22 protein-coding genes are annotated in these 25081 nt (G+C 66.3%); 7 read left to right on the forward strand and 15 right to left on the reverse strand.

Features of this window, described 5'->3' with window-relative positions; translation table 11 throughout:
* Positions 1 to 207 precede the first annotated feature (207 nt).
* Genes ABIB14_RS15805 through ABIB14_RS15820 form a run of 4 tightly spaced genes read right to left on the reverse strand, consistent with a single transcriptional unit; the run spans position 208 to position 2465 of the window.
* Complete coding sequence (locus ABIB14_RS15805; RefSeq protein WP_354236862.1) at positions 208 to 789, reverse strand: DUF998 domain-containing protein; 582 nt, start codon at positions 787 to 789, stop codon at positions 208 to 210.
* 44 nt (positions 790 to 833) lie between these two features.
* Positions 834 to 1649: an alpha/beta fold hydrolase gene (locus ABIB14_RS15810; protein WP_354236863.1), complete on the reverse strand. Its 816-nt coding sequence runs from the start codon at positions 1647 to 1649 to the stop codon at positions 834 to 836.
* Positions 1646 to 2116, reverse strand: a complete 471-nt coding sequence (locus tag ABIB14_RS15815) for an SRPBCC family protein (RefSeq protein WP_354236864.1) — start codon at positions 2114 to 2116, stop codon at positions 1646 to 1648. The genes ABIB14_RS15810 and ABIB14_RS15815 overlap by 4 nt, the downstream gene beginning before the upstream one ends.
* Positions 2109 to 2465 (reverse strand): ArsR/SmtB family transcription factor, encoded by a 357-nt coding sequence (locus tag ABIB14_RS15820; RefSeq protein ID WP_354236865.1) that lies wholly within the window; start codon positions 2463 to 2465, stop codon positions 2109 to 2111. The genes ABIB14_RS15815 and ABIB14_RS15820 overlap by 8 nt, the downstream gene beginning before the upstream one ends.
* Positions 2466 to 2993: 528 nt before the next feature.
* Here ABIB14_RS15820 and ABIB14_RS15825 point away from each other — a divergent pair.
* Complete coding sequence (locus ABIB14_RS15825; protein ID WP_354236866.1) at positions 2994 to 3749, forward strand: class I SAM-dependent DNA methyltransferase; 756 nt, start codon at positions 2994 to 2996, stop codon at positions 3747 to 3749.
* Between the two features lie 194 nt (positions 3750 to 3943).
* A complete protein-coding gene (locus tag ABIB14_RS15830; protein WP_354236867.1) occupies positions 3944 to 4603 on the forward strand; it encodes a dihydrofolate reductase family protein in 660 nt (219 codons plus the stop codon).
* Positions 4604 to 5362: 759 nt separating this feature from the next.
* Here the strand turns inward: ABIB14_RS15830 and ABIB14_RS15835 are convergent.
* Together ABIB14_RS15835 and ABIB14_RS15840 are read right to left on the reverse strand one after the other, a co-directional pair.
* The gene (locus ABIB14_RS15835; protein ID WP_354236868.1) at positions 5363 to 6022 is read right to left on the reverse strand and encodes an anti-sigma factor family protein; all 660 of its coding nucleotides are present in this window, start codon (positions 6020 to 6022) and stop codon (positions 5363 to 5365) included.
* Entirely contained in the window at positions 6019 to 6519 is a 501-nt protein-coding gene (locus tag ABIB14_RS15840; RefSeq protein ID WP_354236869.1) for a sigma-70 family RNA polymerase sigma factor, read from the reverse strand. The genes ABIB14_RS15835 and ABIB14_RS15840 overlap by 4 nt, the downstream gene beginning before the upstream one ends.
* A 152-nt stretch (positions 6520 to 6671) precedes the next feature.
* Between ABIB14_RS15840 and ABIB14_RS15845 the strand changes: the two genes are divergently transcribed.
* Positions 6672 to 7238, forward strand: a complete 567-nt coding sequence (locus ABIB14_RS15845) for a COG4315 family predicted lipoprotein (RefSeq protein WP_354236870.1) — start codon at positions 6672 to 6674, stop codon at positions 7236 to 7238.
* 31 nt (positions 7239 to 7269) lie between these two features.
* Here the strand turns inward: ABIB14_RS15845 and ABIB14_RS15850 are convergent, their stop codons facing one another.
* The gene (locus ABIB14_RS15850) at positions 7270 to 8214 is read right to left on the reverse strand and encodes a DMP19 family protein (RefSeq protein WP_354236871.1); all 945 of its coding nucleotides are present in this window, start codon (positions 8212 to 8214) and stop codon (positions 7270 to 7272) included.
* A gap of 163 nt (positions 8215 to 8377) precedes the next feature.
* Between ABIB14_RS15850 and ABIB14_RS15855 the strand changes: the two genes are divergently transcribed.
* Positions 8378 to 11836 carry a DEAD/DEAH box helicase gene (locus tag ABIB14_RS15855; RefSeq protein ID WP_354236872.1) on the forward strand — a complete coding sequence of 1153 codons (3459 nt, stop codon included), beginning with the start codon at positions 8378 to 8380 and terminating at the stop codon, positions 11834 to 11836.
* Between the two features lie 26 nt (positions 11837 to 11862).
* On the opposite strand, the gene betT is transcribed toward ABIB14_RS15855, so the two are convergent.
* The 7 genes from betT to ABIB14_RS15890 form a co-directional block, all read right to left on the reverse strand.
* Complete coding sequence (gene betT, locus ABIB14_RS15860; RefSeq protein WP_354236873.1) at positions 11863 to 14124, reverse strand: choline BCCT transporter BetT; 2262 nt, start codon at positions 14122 to 14124, stop codon at positions 11863 to 11865.
* A 190-nt stretch (positions 14125 to 14314) separates the two neighbouring features.
* Positions 14315 to 14740, reverse strand: a complete 426-nt coding sequence (locus ABIB14_RS15865; RefSeq protein WP_354236874.1) for a heat shock protein transcriptional repressor HspR — start codon at positions 14738 to 14740, stop codon at positions 14315 to 14317.
* Between the two features lie 10 nt (positions 14741 to 14750).
* Entirely contained in the window at positions 14751 to 15719 is a 969-nt protein-coding gene (locus tag ABIB14_RS15870; RefSeq protein ID WP_354236875.1) for a DnaJ C-terminal domain-containing protein, read from the reverse strand.
* A gap of 94 nt (positions 15720 to 15813) precedes the next feature.
* Positions 15814 to 16485 carry a nucleotide exchange factor GrpE gene (locus tag ABIB14_RS15875; RefSeq protein WP_354236876.1) on the reverse strand — a complete coding sequence of 224 codons (672 nt, stop codon included), beginning with the start codon at positions 16483 to 16485 and terminating at the stop codon, positions 15814 to 15816.
* A 2-nt stretch (positions 16486 to 16487) separates the two neighbouring features.
* The gene (gene dnaK / locus ABIB14_RS15880) at positions 16488 to 18350 is read right to left on the reverse strand and encodes a molecular chaperone DnaK (RefSeq protein ID WP_354236877.1); all 1863 of its coding nucleotides are present in this window, start codon (positions 18348 to 18350) and stop codon (positions 16488 to 16490) included.
* Positions 18351 to 18671: 321 nt separating this feature from the next.
* The gene (locus ABIB14_RS15885; protein WP_354236878.1) at positions 18672 to 19184 is read right to left on the reverse strand and encodes a hypothetical protein; all 513 of its coding nucleotides are present in this window, start codon (positions 19182 to 19184) and stop codon (positions 18672 to 18674) included.
* Positions 19185 to 19315: 131 nt separating this feature from the next.
* Positions 19316 to 20044, reverse strand: a complete 729-nt coding sequence (locus ABIB14_RS15890; protein WP_354236879.1) for a TetR/AcrR family transcriptional regulator — start codon at positions 20042 to 20044, stop codon at positions 19316 to 19318.
* A gap of 165 nt (positions 20045 to 20209) precedes the next feature.
* Between ABIB14_RS15890 and ABIB14_RS15895 the strand changes: the two genes are divergently transcribed.
* Positions 20210 to 21166 (forward strand): NAD-dependent epimerase/dehydratase family protein, encoded by a 957-nt coding sequence (locus tag ABIB14_RS15895; protein WP_354236880.1) that lies wholly within the window; start codon positions 20210 to 20212, stop codon positions 21164 to 21166.
* Positions 21167 to 21206: 40 nt separating this feature from the next.
* On the opposite strand, the gene ABIB14_RS15900 is transcribed toward ABIB14_RS15895, so the two are convergent.
* Positions 21207 to 23411, reverse strand: a complete 2205-nt coding sequence (locus ABIB14_RS15900; protein ID WP_354236881.1) for an MMPL family transporter — start codon at positions 23409 to 23411, stop codon at positions 21207 to 21209.
* Between the two features lie 206 nt (positions 23412 to 23617).
* Between ABIB14_RS15900 and ABIB14_RS15905 the strand changes: the two genes are divergently transcribed.
* Both ABIB14_RS15905 and ABIB14_RS15910 read left to right on the forward strand, forming a co-directional pair.
* Entirely contained in the window at positions 23618 to 24127 is a 510-nt protein-coding gene (locus ABIB14_RS15905) for a MarR family winged helix-turn-helix transcriptional regulator (protein WP_354236882.1), read from the forward strand.
* A 100-nt stretch (positions 24128 to 24227) separates the two neighbouring features.
* A complete protein-coding gene (locus ABIB14_RS15910; RefSeq protein WP_354236883.1) occupies positions 24228 to 25043 on the forward strand; it encodes a class I SAM-dependent methyltransferase in 816 nt (271 codons plus the stop codon).
* The last annotated feature ends 38 nt before the right edge of the window (positions 25044 to 25081 follow it).

The raw sequence follows: 25081 nt of genomic DNA on the forward strand, positions 1-25081 counted from the left end.
GATGGATCGGATGAATTTACTCTAAGTGCCTCTAGTACGTGGCCGGCGTCTCCAGACGAAGATGGGCCAAGATTGAGACACAGCAATGGTCGAGCCGGCGTTTAGCCGGGGAGTGATCAGCGGCAGATCTTTCAGCCACTGCCCCACGGGTAAGAGAAACTTTCTGCACAGCAGACCGTGGCCGGTTTGCAGGGTGGGTCTATGGCTCTACCTCGCGTTCGGCTGGCGACTCGCGACTGCCGCGCTCGCGATGATGCAGGTGCGCCCGACCGATCTTGCCCTCTTCAAGGTCGAATGAAGAATGGGCAGTGATCCGCGGTGGTCTGCTATGTCCACGGGTGCGCGGATTGTCTCCGCAACCGAAAAGGAAAAAAACGCCGGTGGTGATTGTATACGTGCCGAATCCTTGGGCCCCCGCAGAGAAGAACCGGCGGGAGAGCACAAAGCATCCCGCGATGAATGCGATGAACCCGACGCCGCCGGCCCCCAGATGCCGCCTTTTCCGCCGCGGAGGACACGGCGGATTCCTAGTGCACTGAGAAAAGTCAGGAGCCCGGTGAGTAAGAGGTTAGTGATCTGAATCCAGCCTAGATCTCCGTTGGCAAGCACGCTTAGGTCGTTGCGGGCCGGGTCGAAGCCGGGTCTGGTGAAGGCCTGAGCGAACCCGACGATGAGGTAAAGAGGGCCCGCGGCAATTCCGCAGGCCAGCAGGAAACGGGTGCGTGCATCCGTGGTGGCAGGGATCGAATCAGGTGTGGGGCTATTAGTGGACGCTGTTCTGGTTGTCATGGCTGTCTTTCCTGAAGTGGATTGGGAGCGAGACGGGAACGGTGTCAGGTAGCGAAGAACTCGATGAGCTGCGGTGCGACTGCCTTTTCGGAAACCTGGTGGGTTTGGCGATCGAGGACGCGGTGCTCGGCGCCCGGAATAGACCCCGCGATTTCCGATTGTGCGGCTGCCATCACCGCTGTTGCTTTCCCGCCCACCATGACCCGGGTGGGTACTGAGATCGCCGTGAGCCGCTCGAGGGGGGCAATGAAGTTGTTCATCACTTTCGTCTCATAGGGCAGTGTGTTGGCGGCTGCCGTTTGGTGCTTCCAGACGCCGGGAATGAAGTGCAGCATGAGGGGAACGAAGGCGGGCAGGTTGATCATTCTGACCAGGAAGTAGGAAACCATCGCCCCGCGCTTATTTTCGGCCAGCAGCTCGTTGAGGCGACCCTCGTGGTTCACGGGGACCCCGTCTACCGTGCCAATGCCGGTGTAGGGCGCTTCGAAGATTGCCAGTTTACGGATAGGAATACCGGCCGCTGCCGCTTCGAGCGCCAGCGCGGCACCGGATGAAATGGCGTAAACGTACGGGTTCTCCCCGGCGGCTGTCATCACTGCGGCGAGGTCCTCGATTTCCCGCGCGACTGCATAGGGTTTCGTGTCGCCGCTGTCGCCGCGGCCGCGGCGGTCGTAGAAGAAAACGGTAAACGATGGGGCCAGTTCTTCGGCAAGCTTGCGAGCGGGTCCGAAGGAACGGCCGCAAAAGGCTCCATCCACAAGAACGACGCTTGGTCCGGACCCGGTTTTCTCATACGAAATCACAGTTCCGTCAGCGGAGATGACTTCTCCGACGGCGGTGGCGTTGGTTCGCTGTTTCATGCTGAGAGCCTTTCGATGAGAAGTTCCAGTTTGTTGAAGGAGAGCTCCCAGCCGGCGATCGTCATGTCGCGGATCTCTTCGGAGAACGGGCCCTGGTGAAGGCTGACGCGGGTGAGGTTACCGTGGTCATGGAACGTTAGGCGCAGCAGGACTCCCTCGACGGGTCCGGCTGAGGTGTCGGCGTTCATCTGAATTTCAAGGAATTCGGGCGCGAGGAACGATGAGATTCGTCCGCGAATTGGATTCACGGCACCGGAGGTGCTGTCGATCATGGAAAGTTCCCAACGGCCGCCAGCTCGGAGCTCCACGATGACGCTGTCGATGGGCACACTCACTCCGGCGGGTCCAAACCATGTGACCAGCAGGGTCGGCTCTGTCCAGAAACGCCACACCACATCCCTCGGCGCCTTGAACGAGCGGGTGACGAAGACGTCGCGATCAGCAAGGTCCGGTCTGGTCTCAGACATCGACGTTCCCATCCGGTTTTTTGGTGGATCGTTGATACGTGGCGAGGGCGCCGTCGAGGCGGTCGAATGATTCGTTCCAGAACCTTCGGTATTTTTCCATGTACTCCGTAGCCTCCTTCAGTTGCTCGGTTTCCAAATGGCTAAGTCGCGCTGTGGACACCCGCCGTCGCGAGATCAGGCCGGCGGCCTCTAGGACTTTCAAGTGTTTGGACACTGCAGGCTGACTAATGGAGAACGGACCGGCCAGGTCCGCAACGCTCGCATCACCCACGGTCAAGCGCTGGAGAATCGCCCGCCGCGTCGGGTCCGCCAGTGCGCCGAAGACAGCACTTAGAAAATCGGTAGTCACCTATATAACCTAACTGTTTTGAATTCAATTGGTTTTATACTACGCACGTCTGGCTATTCGTCAAGGCAGGTTCGAAAAGATGAAACAATCTGGTTATGTTTTTTCCGGCGTGTACCGATCGGGGCTGCCTGCCGGGGCGGAACCAGGAGAGTGGCAGCACGTCCAGCAGCCGGGCCCGCTCGGCATTGATCAAAGCTTCGATATCATTCATGTCGCGCGGATGGCAATGCAGGGCGGTCGTCGAGCGCGTCGTCCAGCCATTGGATAGGGTCGCAAGAACCGCTGCCAGTCGGGTCATCGCGAACGTGCTGGAAAAAGGAGGTTAAGACTTCACTAGTGCACCGCGCGTGCGGCCTGCACGACATCGTGTGGAAAAGAGATCAGCTGTCCGGCGTCGAAGACCTCAACAACGCCTGCACTGGCGACCAGCCATCGACCCGGCACCGCATATCGGAAAATTTGGCATTGGCTCAAGTAGGCGAGGCCCGCCGGTAGACCTGCTGCACAGGCGGGTGCAATAGTGGCGGGATGATCAGCCAGCAACAGCTCTGGGACGCCGACGCCGCGAAACTGTACGACACGCCCGGAGAAGGCATGTTCTCCCCCGAGGTAATGGCCCCCACGGTAGAGGTCCTGTTAGAGCTGGCGGGCGACGGTCCGGCTATTGAGTTTGCCATTGGCACTGGTCGTGTCGCCATCCCCCTTTCGGAGGCTGGGGTCCGGGTCAGCGGCATCGAACTGTCTCACGCGATGATCTCCCGCCTACGAGAGAAGGTCGGAGAGGACGGTATTCCCGTCATTCAGGGCGACATGACCGAGGTAGCGGCAGGCGAAAACTTCTCCCTGGCGTTTCTGGTGTTCAACACCATCGCCAACCTCTTGACGCAGGACAAACAGGTCCGGTGTTTCGAGAACGCGGCCCGCCATCTTGGACCTGGGGGGCGCTTTGTCATTGAGCTCTGGGTGCCGCAACTGCGTTCGCTACCAGCCGGACGCGGCGGGACAGTCGAGGCGAGTGAGCCCGGGTATCTCCTGGTCGATACCTACGACGTGCTGCATCAGCAAGTCATCTCGCACCACGTGCGATTCGGCCCGGAACTATCGGATGGGCGGGACGCCCGGATCGGACGGACACCACACCGCTACATCTGGCCCAGCGAGCTCGACCTCATGGCGAGGCTGGCCGGGTTTGAGCTGGAATCCAGGTGGGCGGACTGGGACCGCAGCGAATTCACCGCCGAATCCCGCAGTCACGTATCGGTGTACCGGCTCACGGCACGCTGACGGATCCCCGACGCGCGACGGAGGACGATCAGGCCAAACAGCGATGCGAAAAGCGCCCGGATAACTCCGCGGTTCACAGCCCAAACCGGTGCGCTGGCCGCGTGCAGCCCCGCTGACTGATTCTCTCATCGTCGGACTTGAGTCGTTGGCATCGATCACCATACAGTGATGCGAACGACACTTCAGGAGATGACATGTCCCTCGTCCGCGTGCATAACTTCTCAGTCTCCCTCGACGGCTTCGGCACCGGCGAAGGCCAGCAACTCAACGCCCCGTTCGGTCACGCAGGCTCACGGCTAATGGAGTGGGCTATGGGGACGCGCACCTTCCGCGAGATGGGCATCCCCGGGGAGTCGGAGGGATCCTTCGGCGTCGACGAGGCGTTCGCCAGCAAGTGGGGGCCCGGGATCGGCGTGGAGATCATGGGACGCAACAAGTTCGGCCCTCAACGCGGTTCCTGGGAGGACGAGGAATGGAAGGGATGGTGGGGCGATAACCCTGTCTTCCACACCCCTGTCGTTGTTCTGACCCACCATCCGCGGCCGGTACTCGAAATGGAAGGCGGAACAACCTTCCATTTCGTTGACGCCGACCCCCTCTCCGCGCTCAAGCAGGCTCGCGCACTGGCCGGGGACCTCGACGTCCGGATCGGTGGCGGCGTCAGCACGATTCGACAGTTCCTCGAGGCCGATCTGATAGACCACATGCACGTCGTCCTCGTGCCGATCGTCCTGGGCCGGGGCGAACGGCTCTGGGACGGATTGGAAGAACTCGAACAACGCTTTGAAATCGAAGCGACCCCTTCCCCATCCGGAGTTCTCCATCTGATCTTCACTCGTCGCACGGCCCGGTAAGCCGACCTGGAAGCGATCGCCCGGGAACGACCGCCGACGAGACACCTTGCTCAAACGAAGGGCCAAAGCGACCCGTCGTGTCTGTGCCCGTCGACACGCGGACAGGCGACGGGCACGACTGGATGGACACGCCCGAGGGCACGCCCTCGTCCGTGCTGCCGAACTGGGGAAGCGAGGGATGGGACGACTAATCCTGGCCTTACATCGTCTTCGCCGTCGCCCGCACACGCGACGGGAACGGGGAGCTGCGCGGCTACGCAACCTACGTTGCGGGCGGCACCTTCACCTATTGGTTCCGGTCCCAGGACGCGTGCTTTGAAGCGATCACCGCCGAGGTGTTCTGCCATTGGGCCTCCGGCGAGTCCGAAGGACCGGACAACCTCCACTCCACCGCCGCTCACCCGGAGAAGGACCGGAAACCCTACCCCGGCTGGACCCGCTAAAAACTCCCCGGGGTGTCCCGGCTGCCAACGCGCCGGGGCACTGCCCGGACCTCGTTGCCGTACGCATCTGCCACTGGCGGCAGTAGTTCGCTGAGGCTGGAACTTTCCGGCCCGTTTTCCAGACAGAAAGCTTCCGCAAGCCTTCCGGCTTCCCTCGCGAGGTACTCGAGATCGATGCGGTTTCCGGCATTCCGGGGTGCCAGTCGACAACGGCCGCGGGCAGCGTTCTCCACGGGCAGCAATGCGTTCGGCGAGCTCTTTCCCCGAAGGTACGACTCAGCAGAGCAGGAGGGTGACAGAAATGAGGCCGCCGCCCCTACGGCTGCGCAACAGTGATCACCGCGACGGTCTGCTGCCGGCCGTTACGCATCTCGATGCTGCCGATGCTGGCCAGCTGCAGCGGGGTGGCGCCGGTGATGCGCACCTTACCGCTAGGGGTGGCGGTCCACGCGCAGGCCCGGTCCTCGGCGCCGTCGCGGCCCTTGACCCAGAGCGAGAGGGTGCCGTTCACCGGCATGCTGTTTCCGTCGACGGCCAGCTCAGTGCCCCAGGTCTTCTTCACCAGGTCCACGGTGAACCGGGGGCCGTTGGCGGCCGCGACCGAATAGCTGGCATCGGGGCCGGCATGCTGCGCCAGCAGCGGACCGGCCAGGACACCGAGTGCCAGGCAGGCAGCGGCAACAGTAGCCAGCGCCGCCGACCACAACAGCCGGCTCCGGCGGCGTCGGCCCGCAAGGGCGGCCAGCAGACCCGGAGGGGGCGGCCCTGGCGGGGCGGGCCGCCCGGGGGTGGTCAGCGCCACCGCGTCGGGCACCGGGACGGCGTCGAGCAGCGCGGGCAGACTGGCAAGCTCGTCGAGCTCGGCCCGGCAGTCCCGGCAATCGGCCAGATGCCGATCGAACGCCGCGGCCTCGTCCGGATCCAGGCCACCGAGCAGGTACGCGCCCAGCAGCCGGTGGAGTTCTGTTCCGCTCACCGCTGCACCCCCATTTCGTCGAGGATGGTCCGCAGGGCGCGGACGGCATAAAAGGCGCGGGATTTCACCGTGCCGGCAGGAATGTTCAAGTGCACGGAGGCCTCCCGGACGGTGAGGCGGCGGTAGTGGAGGGCCACCAGCACGTTCCGATGCTCGGCGCTAAGGCGCAGCAGGGCCTCCTCCATCAGGACCCTGTTGAGCAGTTCATCGACGCGTTCGGTGGCCCCGGCAGGAGCGGCCACCTCACGCTCCGCGGCTTCGCGCGGCCGGCGCTGGGCCTTGCGGTAGTTGTCTATCATGATGTTCCGTGCCGTCCGGAACAGGTAGCTGCGCAGGCTGCCGGTGATCTGCGGCGCCTGCTGCCACACCCGAAGCACCGTTTCCTGCACGACGTCGTCCGCCACCTGCGGATCGTGGCAGGCGCCCAGGACGAACCGCCGCAGCGCGGTCCCGTGGTCGCGGTAGATCGCGGCGACCACGTCTTCATCCAGTGGCATGCGGAACCTCCAGGGCTTGGTCCTGCTGCCCACTAGGACGTACGTCCCGGCGCAAAAGTTCAACGGACCGCGCGTGAACCATTCTTCACCCGGCGGCGTCGTATCAGCTAGCCGGACCGCACGATGGCCGGCATCCAGCCAAGGAGCAAAAAATGAGTAAGCACATCGGCGCCACACTGTCCGCGCTTGCCCTCGCCGTCGTCGTTTCCGGCTGCGCAGGGGGCAGCGGGACAACGACGACGGCGTCCCCTCCCCCGCCGTCGGGCCCGTCCGCCACAGTTGCGCCCGCCTCCTCCGCGCCGATGACGTCGGCGCCGGACGCCAGCGGGCCCACCGCCCCCGGTGGGGCCGCCGACCTCAAGACCGCGTCGACCAGCGGCGGGCAGGCGGTGGTCGACTCGAAGGGCATGAGCGTCTACGTCTTCACCAAGGACACGAAGGGCGCCGGCACGAGCGCCTGCACGGGGTCCTGTGCTGCTGCGTGGCCCCCGGTGCTTACCGATTCTGCCGCACCCGCGGCGGAGGGAGTCACTGCCAGGCTCGGCACCATCACGACCCCGGACGGGAAAAAGCAGCTGACCATCGGCGGGATGCCGGTGTATCACTTCGCCAAGGACCGGGCCCCCGGTGACATCGCCGGCCAGGGCGTTGGCGGCGTCTGGTACCTCGTGGACCCCGCCGGTGACATGATTAAGCCCGCCGCCGTCGGGGGATACTGAGCTGGCGGGGATTGCTATAAGCCGGCGCCGGCTAGTCGTCGGTGCCGGTGTCGGATTCGGATTCGTCGAACTCGAACTCGACGGCGGCCAGGATCTCCCGGGTGTCCGGGTGGATCATGAAGGCCTCCTCGTCGTCCTCCACCATCAGGAACTCGCCCTGGTCCGTGGTGAAGTGCCACGCCAGGACGCTTTCGCCGTTGTGGTCGTAGTTCGGGTCGCCCATGGTGATCTTCACCAGGGTGTGGCCGGCCACCTCGCAGAGTTCCCGGATGATCAGTTCAAACTCAGGAGCGCTCCTGAGCTCTTCTTCGGCTGCCTCCGCCTGGCGCTCCGCCAGGTTGGGGATCCGGGACACCCGCTCGTGGATATGCCGGTCGAGTTCGCCTTCGTCAAGAACCAGCAGGTCCGGCTGGCTGCGGAGCCAGGCCGCGTTGAGCGCGACGATGTCCTCGGTTTCCAGCAGCGGCTCGAAAGCGTCGTCCAGCTGCTCCAGGAGCCGGACCGCCTCCGGTGCCTCAGCACCGGTACCGTCGGTACCGGAGGCGTCGGCGTCGGCGTCGGCGTCGGCGTCGGCGTCGAAGCCAGGCTCGGCATCGCCGTCGAGGTAGGAGTCGGCTTCCTCGTCCGAGAGCGAGTCGAAGGCTGCCACGCTGCGGTTGAACAGGTCCAGGTGTGCGGTGGCTCCCATGCCGGCAAGGCCTTCGCGGACGTAGTTGTCGATTTCCTCGCGCTCCGGCACCGTGAAGACGTACTGCGCGAAGCCGCCGCCGAGCGCCTGCGTCAGGTAGAAGTCCACGTAGTAGCTGCGCAGGGCGTTCGGCGCGATTTCGTCCGCGTCGAGCAGTTCCGCGTACATGGCGTTGACCACGTCGACGTTGGCGTCCACGACGTCCACGTTGCCGCCGTGCAGGCTCTCCTTGGTCAGGACCGGGGCGTGTTCGGTGGCGGTCGGGTTCGAGGTCAGGCTGCTGCTCATGGGAATCCTCACGGTGGTGGCGGGTGCTGCTCCGTTCCCCTCCACGGTAGGCCCGCCCCGACCCGGACGGCCGGAGCGTGAAGTGAACGTCAGGCGAAGTTTCCGGGCCCCGCCGGGCTGGCTAAGATGGATCAGATGACCAACCGCTGAAAGTAGTGCCCACATGCCTTCCCATCCGGACGAGAGTGCGGCACTGGCAATACAGACTCCCGCGATTAACGACCGTTCCCTGGCGGCCGGGCTCGCCTACGCCATGGGCAGCCGGGTTTCCGGGATGTCCTTCGACGCCGGCACCGGGCTGATGCTGGGAAAGGTCCGCGGCGGCGCCGCTGTGCCCTATTCGACGACGGCGAAGCTGGTCCGCAAGGGCGGCGGCTGGAGCTGCACCGTCGGCGTCTGCAGTTGCCCGGTCCGCAAGGACTGCAAGCACGTCGCCGCTTTGCTCTTCGCCGCCGAGGACAACCCGGCGATCCGCGTCCAGCTGCTGGCCCCGCCGGAATCCTCCCGGCTGTCGCGCCCCCCCGCCGGACTGGAGTTGCCGGACTGGGAGCAGGCCCTCAGCCCGCTGCTCGCCCGGCCGGGGATTACCAAGTCCAGCAACGGCGTCCCGCTGGCCCTGCAGTTTGAGCTGGAGGAACCGGCCCCGCATTTCTCCTACACGGGACGCCGCGATCCGCTGCGCAGCGTGCGCCAGCTGAAGGCCCGGCCCGTCATTATGGGTTCCAAGGGCAAATGGATCCGGGGCGACGTTTCCTGGAACACCCTGAGCTACCTGAACTACCGTCGCGAATGCAACGAAGCCCACGTGGAGTGGATGCAGGAGTTCCTCGCCTCGCACACCGCCCTGGCGAACCGCCAGCACGCCGGCACCGCGCCTTGGCTGGGGCTGAACACCTACGCCGGCAAGAACCTGTGGAGCTTACTGGCCGAGGCCGGGAAGATCGGCCTGGCCCTGGTGCACGGGCGGGGCAACGAACCCGTGCGGCTGGCCGACGAACCGGCCGCCGTCGGCCTCAACCTCACCCGTCTCGGTGCGGAGACGTCCGACGACGGCGGGCTGGCGCTCGCGCCGAACATCACTGTCGACGGCGGGGTGGTCGACCCGGCCTCGGTCGGAACGATCGGCCACCCCGCCCACGGGATTTTCGTGAGCTCGGACGCGGGCGTGCTGCCCGGCGTGGGCCCGGCTGACGCCGCGATCACCCTCGCGCCCCTGGAAGGCGGCCTGAGCGACGAACTCCTGACGTTCGTCACCGCCGGCACCACCCTGCACATTCCTGCCCGGGATGAGGGCCGGTTCCTGACCGGGTTCTATCCCAAGCTCAAGCAGACCGCCCGGGTGACCGCCACCGATGATTCGGTCGAGCTGCCCGCCCTGGCCGTGCCCACCCTCTCCGTGCTCGCCAACTACGGCGCCGACCACCGGGTCCGGCTGCACTGGGAGTGGCACTACAAGGCCGGCACCCTGGTCACGGCCCAGCCCCTGTGGCGGCACCCCGGCGACCATGGCTACCGCGACGATGCCGCCGAAGCCCGCATCCTGGAAACCGTGGGCCAGCCCTGGGACGTGGTGCCGAAGCTCGGCGAATCCGCCACCGGAGGCTGGGGCACACCGCGGCTGGCGGCGTCCGCGGAACTCACCGGCCTGGACACCTTGGCTTTTACCGAGGAGGTCCTCCCCCGGCTCCGCGACCTTGCGGACGTCTCCGTGGACACAGCCGGCGACATTGCCGACTACCGGGAGGCCGAGGAAGCGCCGGTGGTCGCCATCTCCACCAAAGCCACCGACAGCCGCGACTGGTTTGACCTCGGCATCGTCATCACACTCGAGGGCCAGCCGGTCTCCTTCTCGGCCTTGTTCTCCGCCCTCGCCGCCGGCCAGACCCGCATGCTGCTGCCCAGCGGCGCATATTTCTCCCTGGACCTGCCCGAGCTGCACCAGCTGCGGGCCCTGATCGATGAAGCCCGCATCCTGCAGGACAACCCCGGCAACAAGGACGCGCCGCTGCAAATCAGCCGGTTCCAGGCCGGGCTCTGGGACGAGCTGGCCCAGCTGGGCATCGTGGACCAGCAGGCCGCCGCGTGGCGGGAAGCGGTCGGCGGCCTGCTCGAAGGCGGCGTCAACGGTCTTCCGCTGCCTTCATCGCTCAACGCGGAACTGCGCCCCTACCAGCTCGAAGGTTTCAACTGGCTGAGCTTCCTCTACCGCCACGGGCTGGGCGGAGTGCTGGCCGACGACATGGGCCTGGGCAAGACCGTCCAGACGCTGGCGCTGATCTGCGCCGCCAAGGACGCCGCGCCTGCCGCCGCCGGGCCGGAAGGGAAGGCCGCCGGGTCGGACGCCGTCGGCGCCGCGCCAGCCGCCGGCGGGGCCCCCGGAGTTGCCCCTTTTTTGGTCGTAGCCCCCACCAGTGTGGTCGGCAACTGGCAGGCCGAATCCGCACGCTTCGCACCGGGCCTTCAGGTCCGGGCGATCAGCGAGACCTTCGCCAAGAGCGGCTCGGTGCCGGGCGACGCGATGGCAGGGGCCGACGTCGTGATCACCTCTTACGCGCTGTTCCGGATCGACTACGAGGCCTACGCCGCGCGGACCTGGGCGGGCCTGGTGCTGGACGAGGCGCAATTCGTGAAGAACCACCAGTCCAAGGCCTACCAGTGCGCCCGCAAGCTGCCCGCCGACTTCAAGCTGGCGGTCACCGGCACGCCGCTGGAGAACAACCTGATGGAGTTCTGGGCGCTGACCTCGATCGTGGCGCCGGGGCTCTTCTCCAGCCCCAAGCGCTTCGCCGAGTATTACCAGAAGCCGGTCGAGAAGAACGGGGACCGGGCGCAGCTGGACAAGCTCCGGCGCCGGGTCCGCCCGCTCATGATGCGCCGCACCAAGGAGCAAGTCATCCACGACCTGCCGCCCAAGCAGGAACAGATCCTCGAAGTGGTGCTCAACCCGCGGCACCAGAAGGTCTACCAGACGCATTTGCAGCGCGAGCGGCAGAAGATTCTCGGCCTGATCGAGGACGTCAACAAGAACCGCTTCACGATCTTCCAGTCCCTGACCCTGCTGCGGCAGCTCAGCCTCGACCCGTCGCTGATCGACCCGTCCCTCTCAGGGGTGCGCTCGAGCAAACTCGACGTGTTGTTCGAGCAGTTGCAGGACCTCGTCGCGGAAGGCCACCGGGCGCTGATCTTCAGCCAGTTCACCGGGTTCCTCGGCAAGGTCCGGGAGCGGCTGATCGAGGAAAACATCGAGTTCTGCTACCTCGACGGCAGCACCCGCAACCGCACCGACGTCGTCAACGAGTTCAAGAATGGCGCGGCGCCGGTCTTCCTGATCAGCCTCAAGGCCGGCGGCTTCGGCCTGAACCTGACCGAGGCGGACTATGTGTTCCTGCTGGACCCGTGGTGGAACCCGGCCTCGGAAGCGCAGGCCGTGGACCGCACCCACCGGATCGGCCAGTCGCGCAACGTGATGGTGTACCGTCTGGTCGCGAAGGACACCATCGAGGAGAAGGTCATGGCGCTCAAGGCCAAAAAGTCACAGTTGTTCGCGGATGTCATGGCGGGCGACGCGCTGTCGGGCGGGGCACTGACCGCGGAGGACCTGGCCGGGCTGTTCAACGACTGAACCGCGGCCGGTGCGGCCGGACCGCTTCAGTCCTTTGGGGCGGGACTTTCCTGGCCGCCGTCCTCCGCCGGCTCCACCCTGTCGATGGCGCCGGTGGCGGGTGCGGGCGGCGGCGTGAGTACGGAGGCGTAGTCGTGCTGGCTCGAGTACGTCAGGAAGCCCAGGTGCGCCTCGTAGCGGTCCAGGACGTCATCAATGATCTGCTGGTGGGTCACCCCCATCAGGTCGTAGCCCTCGGAACCTGTCTGGGTGAACACCTCCACCCGGTAGTAGACGTCCGTTTCGCGGGACATGCGGCCGCCGAACATGGGCACCGGTACTTCCAGTGCCTGGACCTCGTAGTCGAAGTTGCGGTGGTCCGGGATGATGACCAGCAGCCGGTGGCTGGAGATTCCGGTCTCCTCGTTCGGGATACTGTCCAGCGTGGCCTGGTAGCCCTGCTGGCTGAACTCCCTGACCACGTCGGCCAGGGCCGGCTGCGCCACGCGCTCCATGAACTGGGCTGCTTGTTTCTTGGACGGATAGGAGCGCATCCCGGCCAGCCGTTGGCGCCAACTGCGTTCGGGCACGAGCCCGCCATGCGCGGCAGTCGCCTGGCGGCGCAGGACGTGGCCTTCGCGTTCGGCGCGCTCCATCCGCAGGGCTTTGGAGAAGGAGGCCATCACCAGGAACGCGATGATGGTCACCGGCAGCGCGAAGATGAGCGTGGCGTATTCCATGGTGGTCACGCCGCCGGCCACCAGCATTGCAATGGTCAGCAGCGCGGTCAGCACCGCCCAGAAAATGCGGAGCCACTTGGCGCCGTCCTGGGACGGGTCCGGGATCGAGGAGGAGAAGTTGGACATCACCATGGCGCCAGAGTTTGCGCTCGTGAGGTAGAACAGCAGGCCGGACAGGGTACCCAGGCCGATCAGGAAACCGGCGCCGGGGAACATCTTTAGGAGCGCGTACCAGCCCTGTTCCGGGCTGGCTATGGCGAGTTGGGCAAACTCCGTGTTTCCGCTGAGGACCTCATGCATGGCGCTGTTGCCAAAGATGCTCACGATCAGGAAGTCGCAAAGCACCGGGGCGGTGATGGCGGCGATGACGAACTCGCGCAGGGTACGGCCGCGCGAGATGCGCGCCAGAAACAGGCCCACGAACGGGCCCCAGGCCATCCAGAAGGCCCAAAAGAACAGCGTCCATCCGGCCATCCACTCCGAGCCGCCCGCCTCGTAGGCGAAGGTCTGCAGGGTGCGGTCGGGGAGGGTGAAAATGAACCGGCCAATATTCTCTACCAGGGCGTTGAGCAGGAAGGAGGTCTGGCCGGTGACCAGGATGTACAGCAGCATGGCGGCCGCGCTCCAGATGTTCAGTTCGGAGATCCAGCGGATCCCCTTGTCGACTCCGGAGGTACACGCCGCGATGGTCATCACGACGGCGACGATCACCAGGGCGATCTGCAGGCCCAGGCCTTGCTGCAGACCGAACAGCAGGGCGAACCCGACGTTCAACAACACCACGCCGATGCCCATGGACGTGGCCACGCCAAAGACCGTGCCCACCAGGGTGAGGATATCGATGGTGTCACCGATCCCGCCGCGGACGCGCTTGCCCAGCAGGGGATACAGGGCTGCCCGGATGGACAGCGGCATGCCCCAGCGGTAAGCGAAATAGCCCATGGCCATGCCGAGCAGCGCGTACATGGCCCAACCGGCAATGCCGTAGTGGAACATGGTCCAGACCACAGCGTCCTGGGCTGACGCCTGGCTCTGGCCCGGTCCCGACGGCGGCTTCATGTATTGGCTGATGGGTCCTGTGACGGAAAAGAAGAGCATGTCGATCCCGACGCCGGCGGCGAAGAGCATGGCCACCCAGGTGAAGAGCTTGTACTGCGGGCGTGAGTGGTCGGGGCCGAGCCGGACCGAACCTTCCTTGGAAAAGGCGACCCAGAGGACGAACACGATCACCACGGTAACGGTCAGGACGTAGAACCAGCCAAGGTTCTGGGCGATCCACGCCACCACGTTCTTCATGGTCGCGGCGGCACCTGTCGGCGTCACCATGGCCCAGGCGGAGAAGGTGATGATGATGCACGACGCGATGATGAAGACGCGCCAGTTGACCTTGGGCCGGCGGTCCTCGATCAGTTCGGCCGGCCCCCTGCTGAGCTCTTGGCTGGAGATCGGCGGCCGGTTCTCGAAGTCCGGAACGTTGTTGCGGCGGTCGGTGCCGCCGAGCAGCGTCCGTTGGATCAGCGTTTTCGGGGGACCGTTCCCGGGACGGCGTGCACTTGCTTCTTCAGCCATGAAGTCCTCCTCCGGTTGGCCACGTAGGCCGGCGTCAGGGTGCGGGGACGTAGGCGGCCCCGATCCGGAAGGATAGGCAGCCGTGCGCAGGGGGCTCCCGGTGGCGCGCGGCCTGCTTAATCATGCTAGTCCATGCCCCTCAAGCGGCTCAGGCCAAGGCCCCGTCTGTGCAGGGCCCAGCCGGCAGGGCCTACTTATCCAACGCACCCGGCCGCCACACCACGAGAGCCTGCGAGCGGGCCCGGGGCCGCTGGCCGCGGGCCAGTGTGACGACGTCGCCCGCTGCCCCCGCGGCGAAGATGCGGGAGTCCAGCGGTTGCCGGCGCCGGCCGACTTCCTCGGTCAGCTCGGCCACCCGGCGCTGCAGCGCGGCAACCTGGTTTTCCAGCTGCAGGATCCGCTTGATGCCCTCCAGCGAGACGCCCTCCTGGGAGAGGCGCTGCACCTCGCGGAGCCGGTTGACGTCCCGTTGCGAGTATCGCCGGGACTTGCCGGGGGCCCGGCTGGGCGAGACGATGCCGAGCCGGTCATACTGGCGCAGCGTCTGCGGGTGCATGTCCGCCAGTTCCGCGGCGACGGAGATGACGAAAATCGGCTGGTCGAACTCGATGTCCACGGCGGGACTCCTAGAGCCGGGCCTTGGCTGCCAGGCCGTCGCGGACATCCTCGCCGGCGGTGGCGGCCGCGAATGCCTTCACAGCGTCCTCGGCGTCCTTGCTCAGCTTCTTCGGCACCGCGACGTCGATGGTGACCAGCAAGTCCCCGGTGGCCTTGGTGTGCTTGACGCCGCGTCCCTTGACTCGCAGGGTCCGGCCGGCGGGGGTGCCGGCCGGAACGCGGACCCTGACCTTCTCGCCGTCGATGGTCGGGACCTCGATGTCGGCGCCCAGGGCGGCTTCGGCGAACGTGACCGGGACGTGGATGCGCAGGTTGTCGCCGTCGCGGGTGTAGAAGCCGTGCGGCTTTACGCCGACCGTGACCATGAGGTCGCCATTGCCGGCCGGTCCATACTGTCCCTTGCCCCGGACACGGACCTTTTGGCCGTCCTTGATGCCGGCCGGGATGCGCACGTCGATCACTTCGCCGTCCGGCTCACGCAGCCCGATGGTGGTGCCGCGGATGGAGCCGGCGAAGGAAATACTGGTCGCGGCGGTGCGGTCGGCGCCCTTTTGGGGTGCACGCTGGAAGGACTGGCCGCCGCCGCCAAAAAGGTCGGCGAATTCGGGCGGCATGCCGCCGGCCGTGCTGTAGCTGCCGGGGTGGCGGCCACCGCCGCCGGTGAAGAGGCCGCCGAAGAGATCCTCGAACCCGGCGCCGCCACCTGCTCCGCCGGCGCTGCCGGGAGCGAAGCGCGCGCCGCCGCCCATCGCCCGGATGGCGTCGTACTGCTGACGCTCGTCCGCGTCGGACAGCACGGAATAGGCCTCGGAGATGTCCTTAAACTTCTTCTCCGACGCAGTGTCCCCCGCGTTAGTGTCCGGGTGGTGCTTCCGCGCCAGCTTCCGGTAGGCCTTTTTGATGTCAGCGTCAGAAGCGTCCTTGGCAACACCAAGGATCTTGTAGAAGTCCTTGTCCACCCAATCCTGGCTAGCCAATAGCGTTTCCTTTCAAATCTGTGTGCCGAGATGACAGTTCACGCCAATGTTTCCGCGAAACACTGACGCGAACTGTCATCTCGATGGCGTGTTGTTACGCCGGTACAGCCACGATGACCTGGGCTGCTCGGAGCACCCGGTCGCCGGCCCGGTAGCCGGAGCGCAGGACCTGGCTGACAGTGTCGGTTTCGACGTCCTGGCCGGGCTGCTGGATGAGGGCCTCGTGGATCGTGGGATCGAACTCCACGCCGGTCTCGTCGATACGCACCAGGCCGTAGGTCTTCAGCGCGTTCTCCAGCTTTACGGCGATCGAGGCGAAGGGGCCTTCCGCGAGGTCGCCGTGCTGCCGGGCGGCGTCGACGTCGTCCAGCACCGGAAGCAGCGAGTTCAGGACGCCGACGACGGCCATCTCCCCCGCCACGGCGCGGTCACGCTCGACGCGCTTGCGGTAGTTGACGTACTCTGCCTGCAGGCGGCGGAGGTCGTTTTTCAGTTCCTCCGCCTCCGCGGCGTTGACCCCCTGGGCGACCGAGTCGGCCGCCGGGACGTCCACGCTATTGAGGATGTCTTCGGCCTGGGACAGTGCGTCCCCGGACTCCGGCTCCCCTGCGGTGGTGCGCTCCTGGTCGGGGTGGCGTGCCTGACCGGTCTTCGGATCAACCTTGCGGTTATCGTGGATCACCGGCTTCTGGCTGTCGTCCTGCCGCTGCTCGTCGCGGCGGTCCCCGGAGGCGCTGTGCTCTTCTTCGTTACCGTGGTGCGGCATGGCTACTTCTTCTTCTCATCTTCATCAACGATCTCGGCGTCGACGATGTCCTCGTCCGAAGCTGCGTGCTCGCCAGCCGGGGCATCCTGGGCACCAGCGGCGCCGTCTGCGGCTCCGGGCTGGGCGTAGATGGCCTCGCCGAGCTTGGTCTGGGAAGCCTGGAGCTTCTCAAACGCGGTCTTGACGGCGGCGTCGTCCGTGCCCTCGAGCGCTGCCTTGAGGGCGTCGACGTCGGCCTGGACCTCGGTCTTGACCTCTTCCGGCAGCTTGTCGGCATTGTCGGCGATCAGCTTGTCCACGGAGTAGGCGAGCTGCTCGGCGGTGTTGCGGGTGTCGGTCGCCTCGCGTCGGGCCTTGTCCTCTGCCGCGTGCTCCTCGGCGTCACGGACCATGCGGTCAATGTCTTCCTTGGAGAGGCTGGAGCCGCCAGTGATGGTCATCGACTGTTCCTTGCCGGTGCCCTTGTCCTTCGCGGAGACGTGCACAATGCCATTCGCGTCGATGTCGAAGGTGACCTCGACCTGCGGGACGCCGCGCGGAGCCGGCGCGATGCCGGTCAGCTCGAAGGTGCCCAGCGGCTTGTTGTCGCGGGTGAACTCGCGCTCGCCCTGGAAGACCTGGATCGCCACGGACGGCTGGTTGTCGTCGGCGGTGGTGAAGGTTTCGCTGCGCTTCGTGGGGATGGCCGTGTTGCGCTCGATCAGGTGCGTCATGACACCGCCCTTGGTTTCGATGCCCAGGGACAGCGGAGTGACGTCGATCAGGAGCACGTCCTTGCGCTCGCCCTTCAGGACACCGGCCTGCAGTGCGGCGCCGACGGCGACGACCTCGTCCGGGTTGACGCCCTTGTTCGGCTCCTTGCCGCCGGCGAGTTCCTTAACCAGCTCGGTGACGGCGGGCATCCGGGTGGAGCCGCCCACCAGCACGATGTGGTCGATTTCGGAAAGCTTGATTCCGGCTTCCTTGATAACGTCGTGGAACGGCTTCTTGGTGCGCTCCAGCAGGTCCTTGGTGAGGTCCTGGAACTTGGCGCGGGTGAGCTGCTCGTCCAGGTGGACCGGGCCGTCGGGGGTGACGGAGAGGTACTGGAGGGAAACGTTGGTGCTTGAGGAGGATGAGAGCTCCTTCTTGGCCTGCTCGGCGGCCTCGCGGAGGCGCTGCAGGGCGATCTTGTCCTTGGACAGGTCGATGCCCTTGACCTTGAGCTGATTCAGCAGGTAATCCACGACGCGCTGGTCCCAGTCGTCGCCGCCGAGGCGGTTGTCACCGGCGGTGGAGCGCACCTGGATGGTGGAGAAGTCATCTTCGTCCTTGCCGACCTCGAGGAGGGACACGTCGAAGGTTCCGCCGCCGAGGTCGAAGACGAGGATGAGTTCGTCTTCCTTGCCCTTGTCCAGGCCGTACGCCAGGGCGGCCGCGGTGGGCTCGTTGACGATGCGCAGGACCTTGAGGCCCGCAATTTCTCCGGCCTCCTTGGTGGCCTGGCGCTCGGCGTCGTTGAAGTACGCGGGAACGGTGATCACGGCATCCGTGACCTTCTCACCCAGGTAGGACTCGGCGTCGTTCTTCAGCTTCATCAGGACGCGGGCGGAAATTTCCTGGGCCGTGTACTTCTTGTCATCGATCGCTACGCTCCAGTCGGTGCCCATGTGGCGCTTGACCGATGCGATGGTGCGGTCGATGTTGTTTACGGCCTGGCGCTTAGCGATCTCGCCGACCAGCACTTCGCCCGACTTGGAGAATGCAACAACCGACGGCGTGGTGCGGCCGCCCTCGGCGTTGGCAATGACGGTGGGCTCGCCACCTTCGAGAACGGAGACGACGGAGTTCGTGGTTCCGAGGTCAATACCTACTGCTCGTGACATGTGTTGCTTCCTTCTTTCCGTGGAAACTTGCTGGCCCCGGACATCGGGCGGGTGCCCGGCGACCGGGCCATACCCGGGGATCGAGCCCGTCGATAACGAGGCGCGCCCACTTATTGAGCGCTCTGCACTCAACTTTACAGACGCACGTTGCGATGTCAATCCGAACTTGAGCCAACCTGACTCAAGTTGGCCCAAGGCATGGCCACGCACGAATCCGGGCGGCCGCCACAGCGCGGATTTCTCCGGCTTTTAGGCAGCGCCAAATTCCTTTGGACAAGATTTCGCTGTGCGAGAACGGTCGGCGAGACGGTAGGGGTGGATCTATACGTCGTCCCGGCCGGCAGCGTCCCGGACGGTAGCGTCGCGGTCAGTGCCGTCGCCGGTGGATTCGTCAGCGGCAGATTCTTCGGCGGCGCGGCGGCCGGTGCGCCCGGCACCCGCGGCGCCCGCGGCGCCGTAATCACCTTCGGGGTATTCGCCCTCCTCGCCGGCGACGGCGTCCGGGCCGGTGGCGCCCGCCTGTCCGTAGTCGCCTTCGGGATAGTCGCCCGCTTCGGACCCGACCGTCGTGCCGCCGGCGACGCCCGCGTTGCCGTAGTCCCCCTCGGCGTACTCGCCCTCGGGAGCGGCCGCCGGGTTCTCGCCCGCGACCCCCGCGTGCCCGTAGTCGCCCTCGACGTACTGGCCGGCGTCACCCTCGGCCGCCGGTTCGTCGCCGGCCGGCTCCTCAGCGCCCGTCACGCGGGTTGCGGCTGGCTCTTCCGCGGCCGAAGCCGTGCTGGCGCCATGGCGCTTCTGCGCTGCTGTTTGATCAAACTCACTGTTTTCAGACATGTTTGGATCCCTCCTGCAAGCGTTGGGCGTCCGCGTGGGCGCAATCGCAGTCTATCGAGCACTAGCGGGAGGCAAAAGGGGTCCATTCGGGAACGCGGTGTAGAAAAATGCCGCGCCCAGCCCCGCCGCGCCTAGGCCCGCAGACCGGCCACCCGGGCCAAGACAGCTAAGTGGCGCGCGAAGAGTTCGTCGCGTGCAGCGAAGGTTTCCGCGCCATACTGACCAAAGACTTCGAAACTGATGGCCCCGAACAGCGACGTCCAGACCAGCGCACCCCGGGCAAGCAAGTCGCCGGGAACCTGCAGCCCGGCTTCCTCGCGAATGCGCGCCAGATCCGCGGCAAGCAGTGGGGTGAAGGCAGCGTCCTGCCCGTCCGAGGTCAGTTGACCGGCCCGGTAGGCGCCGTCCAGGACTGTCATGAGGGCGTAAACAACTCTGGTGCCGGGGCCCGTGGTCCGGTCAGCCGGCGCCTGATAGCCGGGCACCGGGCTGCCGAAAAGCAGCGCGTAGCCGGCCGGGTGGGCCAACGCCCAGTTCCGGACTGCAGCCGCCAGCGCCTCGAACCTGCCGGTGAAAGCATCCTCCGGACAGGTCCCGATTGCAGCATCCACGGCATCGCCCAGCTCGCTGTAGGCATCGATTAGCAACAGGGTCAGCAGCTCCTCACGGCTCTCCACGTACCGGTAGACAGCAGAGGAGACGACGCCGAGGTCCCGGGCGACGGCGCGCAGCGACAGTGCGGCGGCCCCGTGCAGGGCCAGATGCTCCCGGCCGATGCGCACGATGTCCTGGAGGGTCCGCTCCCGGGCACGCTCGCGGGGCGTGGGCGGCTTTGCGTGCGCGGCAGATCCGGAGGTCATGGCTCCAGCTTTTCATAAACCAGAGCAGTGTCAACAAATGTGAGCAGTGCTCTTGACACTTTTAGGGATCGGCCGCATCCTGAGTTTTGAGAGCACTGCTCTCAATGAGATTCAGAAACCCCGGGCAGCAGCCGTCCGGGCGGTCACAGCGAAAGTGAGAACACCATGTCCCAGGCCATTTCCCCGCGGGCAGACGCCTTTTACCTCGTCACGGGCGCCGGGCCGGTGGGCTGGACCGTCGCGGAAAGACTGGCCGCTGAGGGCCGCCGCGTGCGGGTCCTGACGCGTTCAGGCAGCGGCCCAAGCCACCCGCTGGTCGAGCGGTTTGCCGTGGATGTCTCGAATCCGGCGCGGCTTGGAGAGCTGTTCCGGGGCGCCCGCGCCGTCTTCCATTGCGTCCACGGCTCCCGGTACACCGCCAAGGCTTGGGCGGCTGAGCTGCCCGCCGCCGAGCAGGTGGTGCTGGCCGCGGCCGGCGACGCAGGCGCCGTCGTCGTTTTCCCGGAAAGCCTGTATTCCTGCAGCGAGCCGGGAAAAGTCATGAGCGAGGACAGCCCGCGGCTGGCCCAAGGCGGCAAGCGTGGTGTCCGGACTGCACTGCTCGCCGCACGGACCGCATCCGCGACCGACACCGCCAGTGTTGTGGCGGGCGACTTCTTCGGACCTCGGGTCCGGTTCTCCCACGCCGGCGAGCGCATGTTGCGTCCGGTCGCGGCAGGCACATCGGTCGTGGTGTTAGGCAGTGCGGACCTTCCGCATTCCTTCACCTACGTCCCCGACCTGGCCGCCGCCATGATGACGGCGGCCGCTGACCGTCAGCTGTGGAACCGGGTGTGGCACGCCCCGACCGGCCCTGCAGTGAGCCAGCGCCAGCTCGTCGAGGCGTTCGCCGTTGCCGCCGGCGTCCGGACGCCGCGGGTGGCTGCCGTGCCCGGCTGGGCGGTGCGGACGATGGGCGTTTTCGCGCCCGGGATGCGGGAACTGGCCGAAACCCTGTACCAGTTCGAGCGCCCCTTCGTCATGGATTCGCACGCCAGCGAGGTGGCTCTGGGGTTGCATCCGACGCCGCTGAACGAAGCAGCCGCCGCCACCGTCGCCTGGTGGGGGGACCAGGGAAGGTGACGACGGCTGCGGTCGGGGGTTTCCGGGAGCGGGGTACCGGCTAGCGGACCCCGGACACCGCGGATTCCGGCTCCGCTGCAGCCGGACGGGTAACGGCTGCGTCGGCCTCGGGACGCCCCAGCTTGCCCGGCCACCAGATCCTCGGGCCGATGTCGAAGGCGAGGGCCGGCACCAGCAGCGAACGAACCAGGATGGTGTCCAGCAGCACGCCGAAGGCAACGATGAACGCCAACTGCACCAGGAACATGATGGGGATGACTCCCAGGGCCGCGAAGGTGGCGGCGAGGACCACACCGGCGGAGGTGATGACCCCGCCCGTGACGCCCAGCCCGCGCAGAATGCCGGGCCGGGTGCCGTGCTTGATGGATTCTTCCCGGACCCGGCTCATCAGGAAGATGTTGTAGTCCACGCCAAGGGCAACCAGGAAGACGAAGCCGAAGAGCGGGACGGTGGCATCGGCTCCCGGGAAGCCGAAGATGTGGTTGAACACGAAGGCGGAGACGCCCATGGCGGCGCCGTAGGACAGCACCACGGAGAGGACCAGCAGGACCGGTGCCAGCACGGAGCGAAGCAGCAACATCAGGATCACGAGGATGACCGCGAGGATTACCGGGATGATGGTGACGAGGTCACGCTGGGCGGTGGTGTTCGTGTCCAGGGCGGTCGCGGTCACGCCGCCAACCAGAGCGCCGTCGTCGACCTTCTTGAGTTCCTGGCGGAGGTTCACCACGACGTTCTCGGCGTCGTTGGAGTCGGCGGCGAAGTTCAGCGTCGCGTTGATCAGGACCTTGCCGTCCCGGACTGCCGGGGCCGCCGGGGCGCCGGGAGCGCCGGTGATGATCGGGGCGCTGCCCTCGGCCAGCAGATACGCGTCGCCGACGCCGTCGGCCGCCTTGGTCTTGGCCAGCACGTCCTGGGCTTTTGCCTCGTCGGCGACAATCACTGCGGGGCTGCCGGAGCCGGCGTCGAAGTGCCGGGCCAGGGCGGCCTGGCCGTCGACGGCGTTGGAGGCGGTCAGGATGACGTCGGTCTGCGGGACGCCGTTGGCCTTGAGCTGCAGGATGCCGGCCGAGGCAACCAGGAGCAGCAGTACGGAGGCGACCCAGACGGTCCGCGGCCGGCGGGAAACGAGGGAGCCCGTGGCCCGCCATAGGCCCTTCTGGCCTTCAAGCCCGGTGACGAGCTCAGGCTCCCGCTCGGTGGCCGGGAGCAGCTTGGGGCGGAACGGCCAGAACGCGACCCTGCCCAGCAACGCCATCATCGCCGGCAGCAGGGTCAGCGCGGCAAAGAGCGAACACAGGATTCCCGCGGCCGCCACGGGGCCGAGGGCCTTGTTCGAGTTGAGGTCCGAGAACAGCAGGCATAGCAAGGCGATGATGACCGTGGCACCGGACGCCAGGATGGGTTCCCAGGATTTCTTCCACGCCGTGAGCGCGGCGGCGGTGCGGTTGGTGGTGTGCGTCAGGGCTTCGCGGAATCGGGCCACGTAAAGCAGGGCGTAATCCGTGGCGGCACCGATCACCAGGATGGAGAGGATGCCCTGGCTTTGTCCGTTGAGCTGGATCCAGCCCAACTTTGCCATCCCGAAGACCAGCAGGATGGCGGCACAGAGCCCGAAGACCGAGGTGAACAGCACAGCGACCGGCAGCAGCAGCGAGCGGTAGACGATCAGCAGGATCAGGAACACAGCCCCGAGGGCAACCAGCAAAAGGATGCCGTCGATGCCGGCGAAGGCGCTGACGAGATCCGCGGTGAGGCCGGCGGGTCCGGTCACGAAGGTCCGCGTGCCGTCCGGCGCGGACGCGGTTACCTCCGACCGAAGCTCTTTGACGACGTCTTTGACGACGCCGGAAGAATCGATCGGAACCACAAACTGCACAGCCTTTGAATCTTTGGACGGAATCGGACCGATCACCGTGCTGCCGACCTTCAGGGCCTCGAGTTTGCCCTTGAGCGCCGCGGCCTGGCCCAGCTGGTCCCGGGTGAAGGCAGAATCGCCCTCGATCACGATGACGGCCGGGATCTCCTTGGAATCGCGGAACTTGGCCTGCCAGTCCTGCGCCGCTGTTGCCTCGGCACCCGCTGGCAGGAAGGACGCCTGGTCATTGGAGGAGACTTCGCTCAGCCGCCCGAAGGTGGGTCCGCCGATCCCGGCAATGGCCAGCCAGGCGACCACCAGAACAATGGGAACGAGCCAGCGCAGCCAGAACGGGACACGGGTGGCGTGCTTGAGGTTGTGTTTCATGGCGTCCTTCGGGTGCGGCCTCGGAAGAGTACGATTGAATCCATCATAGACTATCTCCATCATAGAGATAAAGCTTTGAAATGATTTTTCCCGCAGGCTCCCGACAGGCCCCCGGCAGCGGTGCTTGAAGTAAACTCCGGAGGGCGCTGAGGACGGGAAGGTATTCCGCGCAGCAGGAAACAGCAGAGCAAGAAAGGAGGACCGCCGTGACAGCTGAAGCACCGGGACGCCCCCGCGCCGCTGGACCGCCGCCACTGGTGCATCTGCTCCAGGAGTTCAGCCTCGAGTCCAACCGTTACGTCGATGCCGCGGGCGGCAGCAACGACATGCACCGCACCGACCTCAATGCCCTCGCCGTGATCATGCAGTACACCGCCAAGAACCGGGTGGTCACCCCGGGCGTGTTGCGCAAGGAACTCCACCTCAGCTCCCCCGCCACCACGGCCCTGATCGACAGACTGAACAAGTCCGGGCATGTGGTCCGGGAACGGCAGGGAACGGACCGCCGCCAGGTCCAGCTCCGGATGACACCCAAGGCCTATCGCGACGGCGGCGCCATGTTCCGGCCGCTGGCCCGGCATATCGGCGCCGCGATGCAGGACTTCTCGCCGGAGGAACTGGCGGTCGCCACCCGGTTCATGAGTGCCATGATCGAGGCCACCGTCCGCGCCGGAGAAGAAGCGGCCCGGGATGGCTCCCGCACACCCTCGCCGTAACCCGGGTAGCTCGCACTTGCTGCCGTTCCGGGGCGTCCAAACGACAACAAGTGCGGGTCAGTTGGGCCATTTCCAGGCGGGGACGGCGTAGCGTTCCCTTATGAGTGCCCAGCAGCCTGACGATGTCTACACCCACGGCCACCACGAGTCAGTGGTCCGCGCGCACGCCTCCCGGACGGCGGAGAATTCCGCGGCGTTCGTGCTCCCGTACCTGACGGAGGGGGTGTCGGTGCTCGACGTCGGCTGCGGGCCGGGCAGCATCACCTGCGATTTCGCCGGGCTGGTTGCCCCCGGCGAGGTCACCGGCCTGGACCGCTCACCCGAGATCATCAGCCAGGCGAGCGCCCTGGCCACGGGCCGCGGGGTGGCCAACGTCCGCTTTGTCGCCGGCAACATCTATGACCTTGATTTCGGGGACGAGACGTTCGACGTCGTGCACGCGCACCAGGTGCTGCAGCACCTCACCGATCCGGTGTCCGCGCTCACGGAGATGCGCAGGGTGGCCAAAGCCGGCGGAATCGTGGCCGTCCGCGACGCCGACTTCCATGGCATGAGCTGGTACCCCGTCGTCCCAGAGTTGGACGAATGGATGGAGCTTTACCAGCGGATCGCACGCCGGAACGGCGCCGAGCCCGACGCCGGTCGGCGGCTCGTATCCTGGGCGCAGGCAGCCGGGTTCGCCGACGCCGCGCCGACCAGCAGCAACTGGCTCTACGCGACCGCGCAGCAGCGGCGCTGGCAGGCCCGGGTTTGGGGCGAACGGGTGCTGCATTCGGCCTTCGCGGACCAGGCCCTCGAATACGGTTTCGCCACGGCGGCAGACCTGGCCCGGATCTCTGCAGGCTGGCACCGCTGGGGTTCCACGGACGACGGCTGGTTCCTGATTCCCAACGGCGAAGTGATCGCACGGGCCTGACCCGCGGGCCGTTGTCCACATAGCCGAAGTCACCCCTG

Source organism: Arthrobacter sp. UYEF3 (assembly GCF_040546245.1).
In the GTDB taxonomy this organism is placed as follows: Bacteria; Actinomycetota; Actinomycetes; order Actinomycetales; family Micrococcaceae; genus Arthrobacter.

Bases quoted from the DNA above. Each gene is read 5' to 3' on its own strand.
- ABIB14_RS15805 (WP_354236862.1), bottom strand. From the start codon at position 789: ATGACAACCAGAACAGCGTCCACTAATAGCCCCACACCTGATTCGATC.
- ABIB14_RS15810 (WP_354236863.1), bottom strand. From the start codon at position 1,649: ATGAAACAGCGAACCAACGCCACCGCCGTCGGAGAAGTCATCTCCGCT.
- ABIB14_RS15815 (WP_354236864.1), bottom strand. From the start codon at position 2,116: ATGTCTGAGACCAGACCGGACCTTGCTGATCGCGACGTCTTCGTCACC.
- ABIB14_RS15825 (WP_354236866.1), top strand. From the start codon at position 2,994: ATGATCAGCCAGCAACAGCTCTGGGACGCCGACGCCGCGAAACTGTAC.
- ABIB14_RS15830 (WP_354236867.1), top strand. From the start codon at position 3,944: ATGTCCCTCGTCCGCGTGCATAACTTCTCAGTCTCCCTCGACGGCTTC.
- ABIB14_RS15840 (WP_354236869.1), bottom strand. From the start codon at position 6,519: ATGCCACTGGATGAAGACGTGGTCGCCGCGATCTACCGCGACCACGGG.
- ABIB14_RS15845 (WP_354236870.1), top strand. From the start codon at position 6,672: ATGAGTAAGCACATCGGCGCCACACTGTCCGCGCTTGCCCTCGCCGTC.
- ABIB14_RS15850 (WP_354236871.1), bottom strand. From the start codon at position 8,214: ATGAGCAGCAGCCTGACCTCGAACCCGACCGCCACCGAACACGCCCCG.
- ABIB14_RS15855 (WP_354236872.1), top strand. From the start codon at position 8,378: ATGCCTTCCCATCCGGACGAGAGTGCGGCACTGGCAATACAGACTCCC.
- betT (WP_354236873.1), bottom strand. From the start codon at position 14,124: ATGGCTGAAGAAGCAAGTGCACGCCGTCCCGGGAACGGTCCCCCGAAA.
- ABIB14_RS15875 (WP_354236876.1), bottom strand. From the start codon at position 16,485: ATGCCGCACCACGGTAACGAAGAAGAGCACAGCGCCTCCGGGGACCGC.
- dnaK (WP_354236877.1), bottom strand. From the start codon at position 18,350: ATGTCACGAGCAGTAGGTATTGACCTCGGAACCACGAACTCCGTCGTC.
- ABIB14_RS15885 (WP_354236878.1), bottom strand. From the start codon at position 19,184: ATGTCTGAAAACAGTGAGTTTGATCAAACAGCAGCGCAGAAGCGCCAT.
- ABIB14_RS15890 (WP_354236879.1), bottom strand. From the start codon at position 20,044: ATGACCTCCGGATCTGCCGCGCACGCAAAGCCGCCCACGCCCCGCGAG.
- ABIB14_RS15895 (WP_354236880.1), top strand. From the start codon at position 20,210: ATGTCCCAGGCCATTTCCCCGCGGGCAGACGCCTTTTACCTCGTCACG.
- ABIB14_RS15900 (WP_354236881.1), bottom strand. From the start codon at position 23,411: ATGAAACACAACCTCAAGCACGCCACCCGTGTCCCGTTCTGGCTGCGC.
- ABIB14_RS15910 (WP_354236883.1), top strand. From the start codon at position 24,228: ATGAGTGCCCAGCAGCCTGACGATGTCTACACCCACGGCCACCACGAG.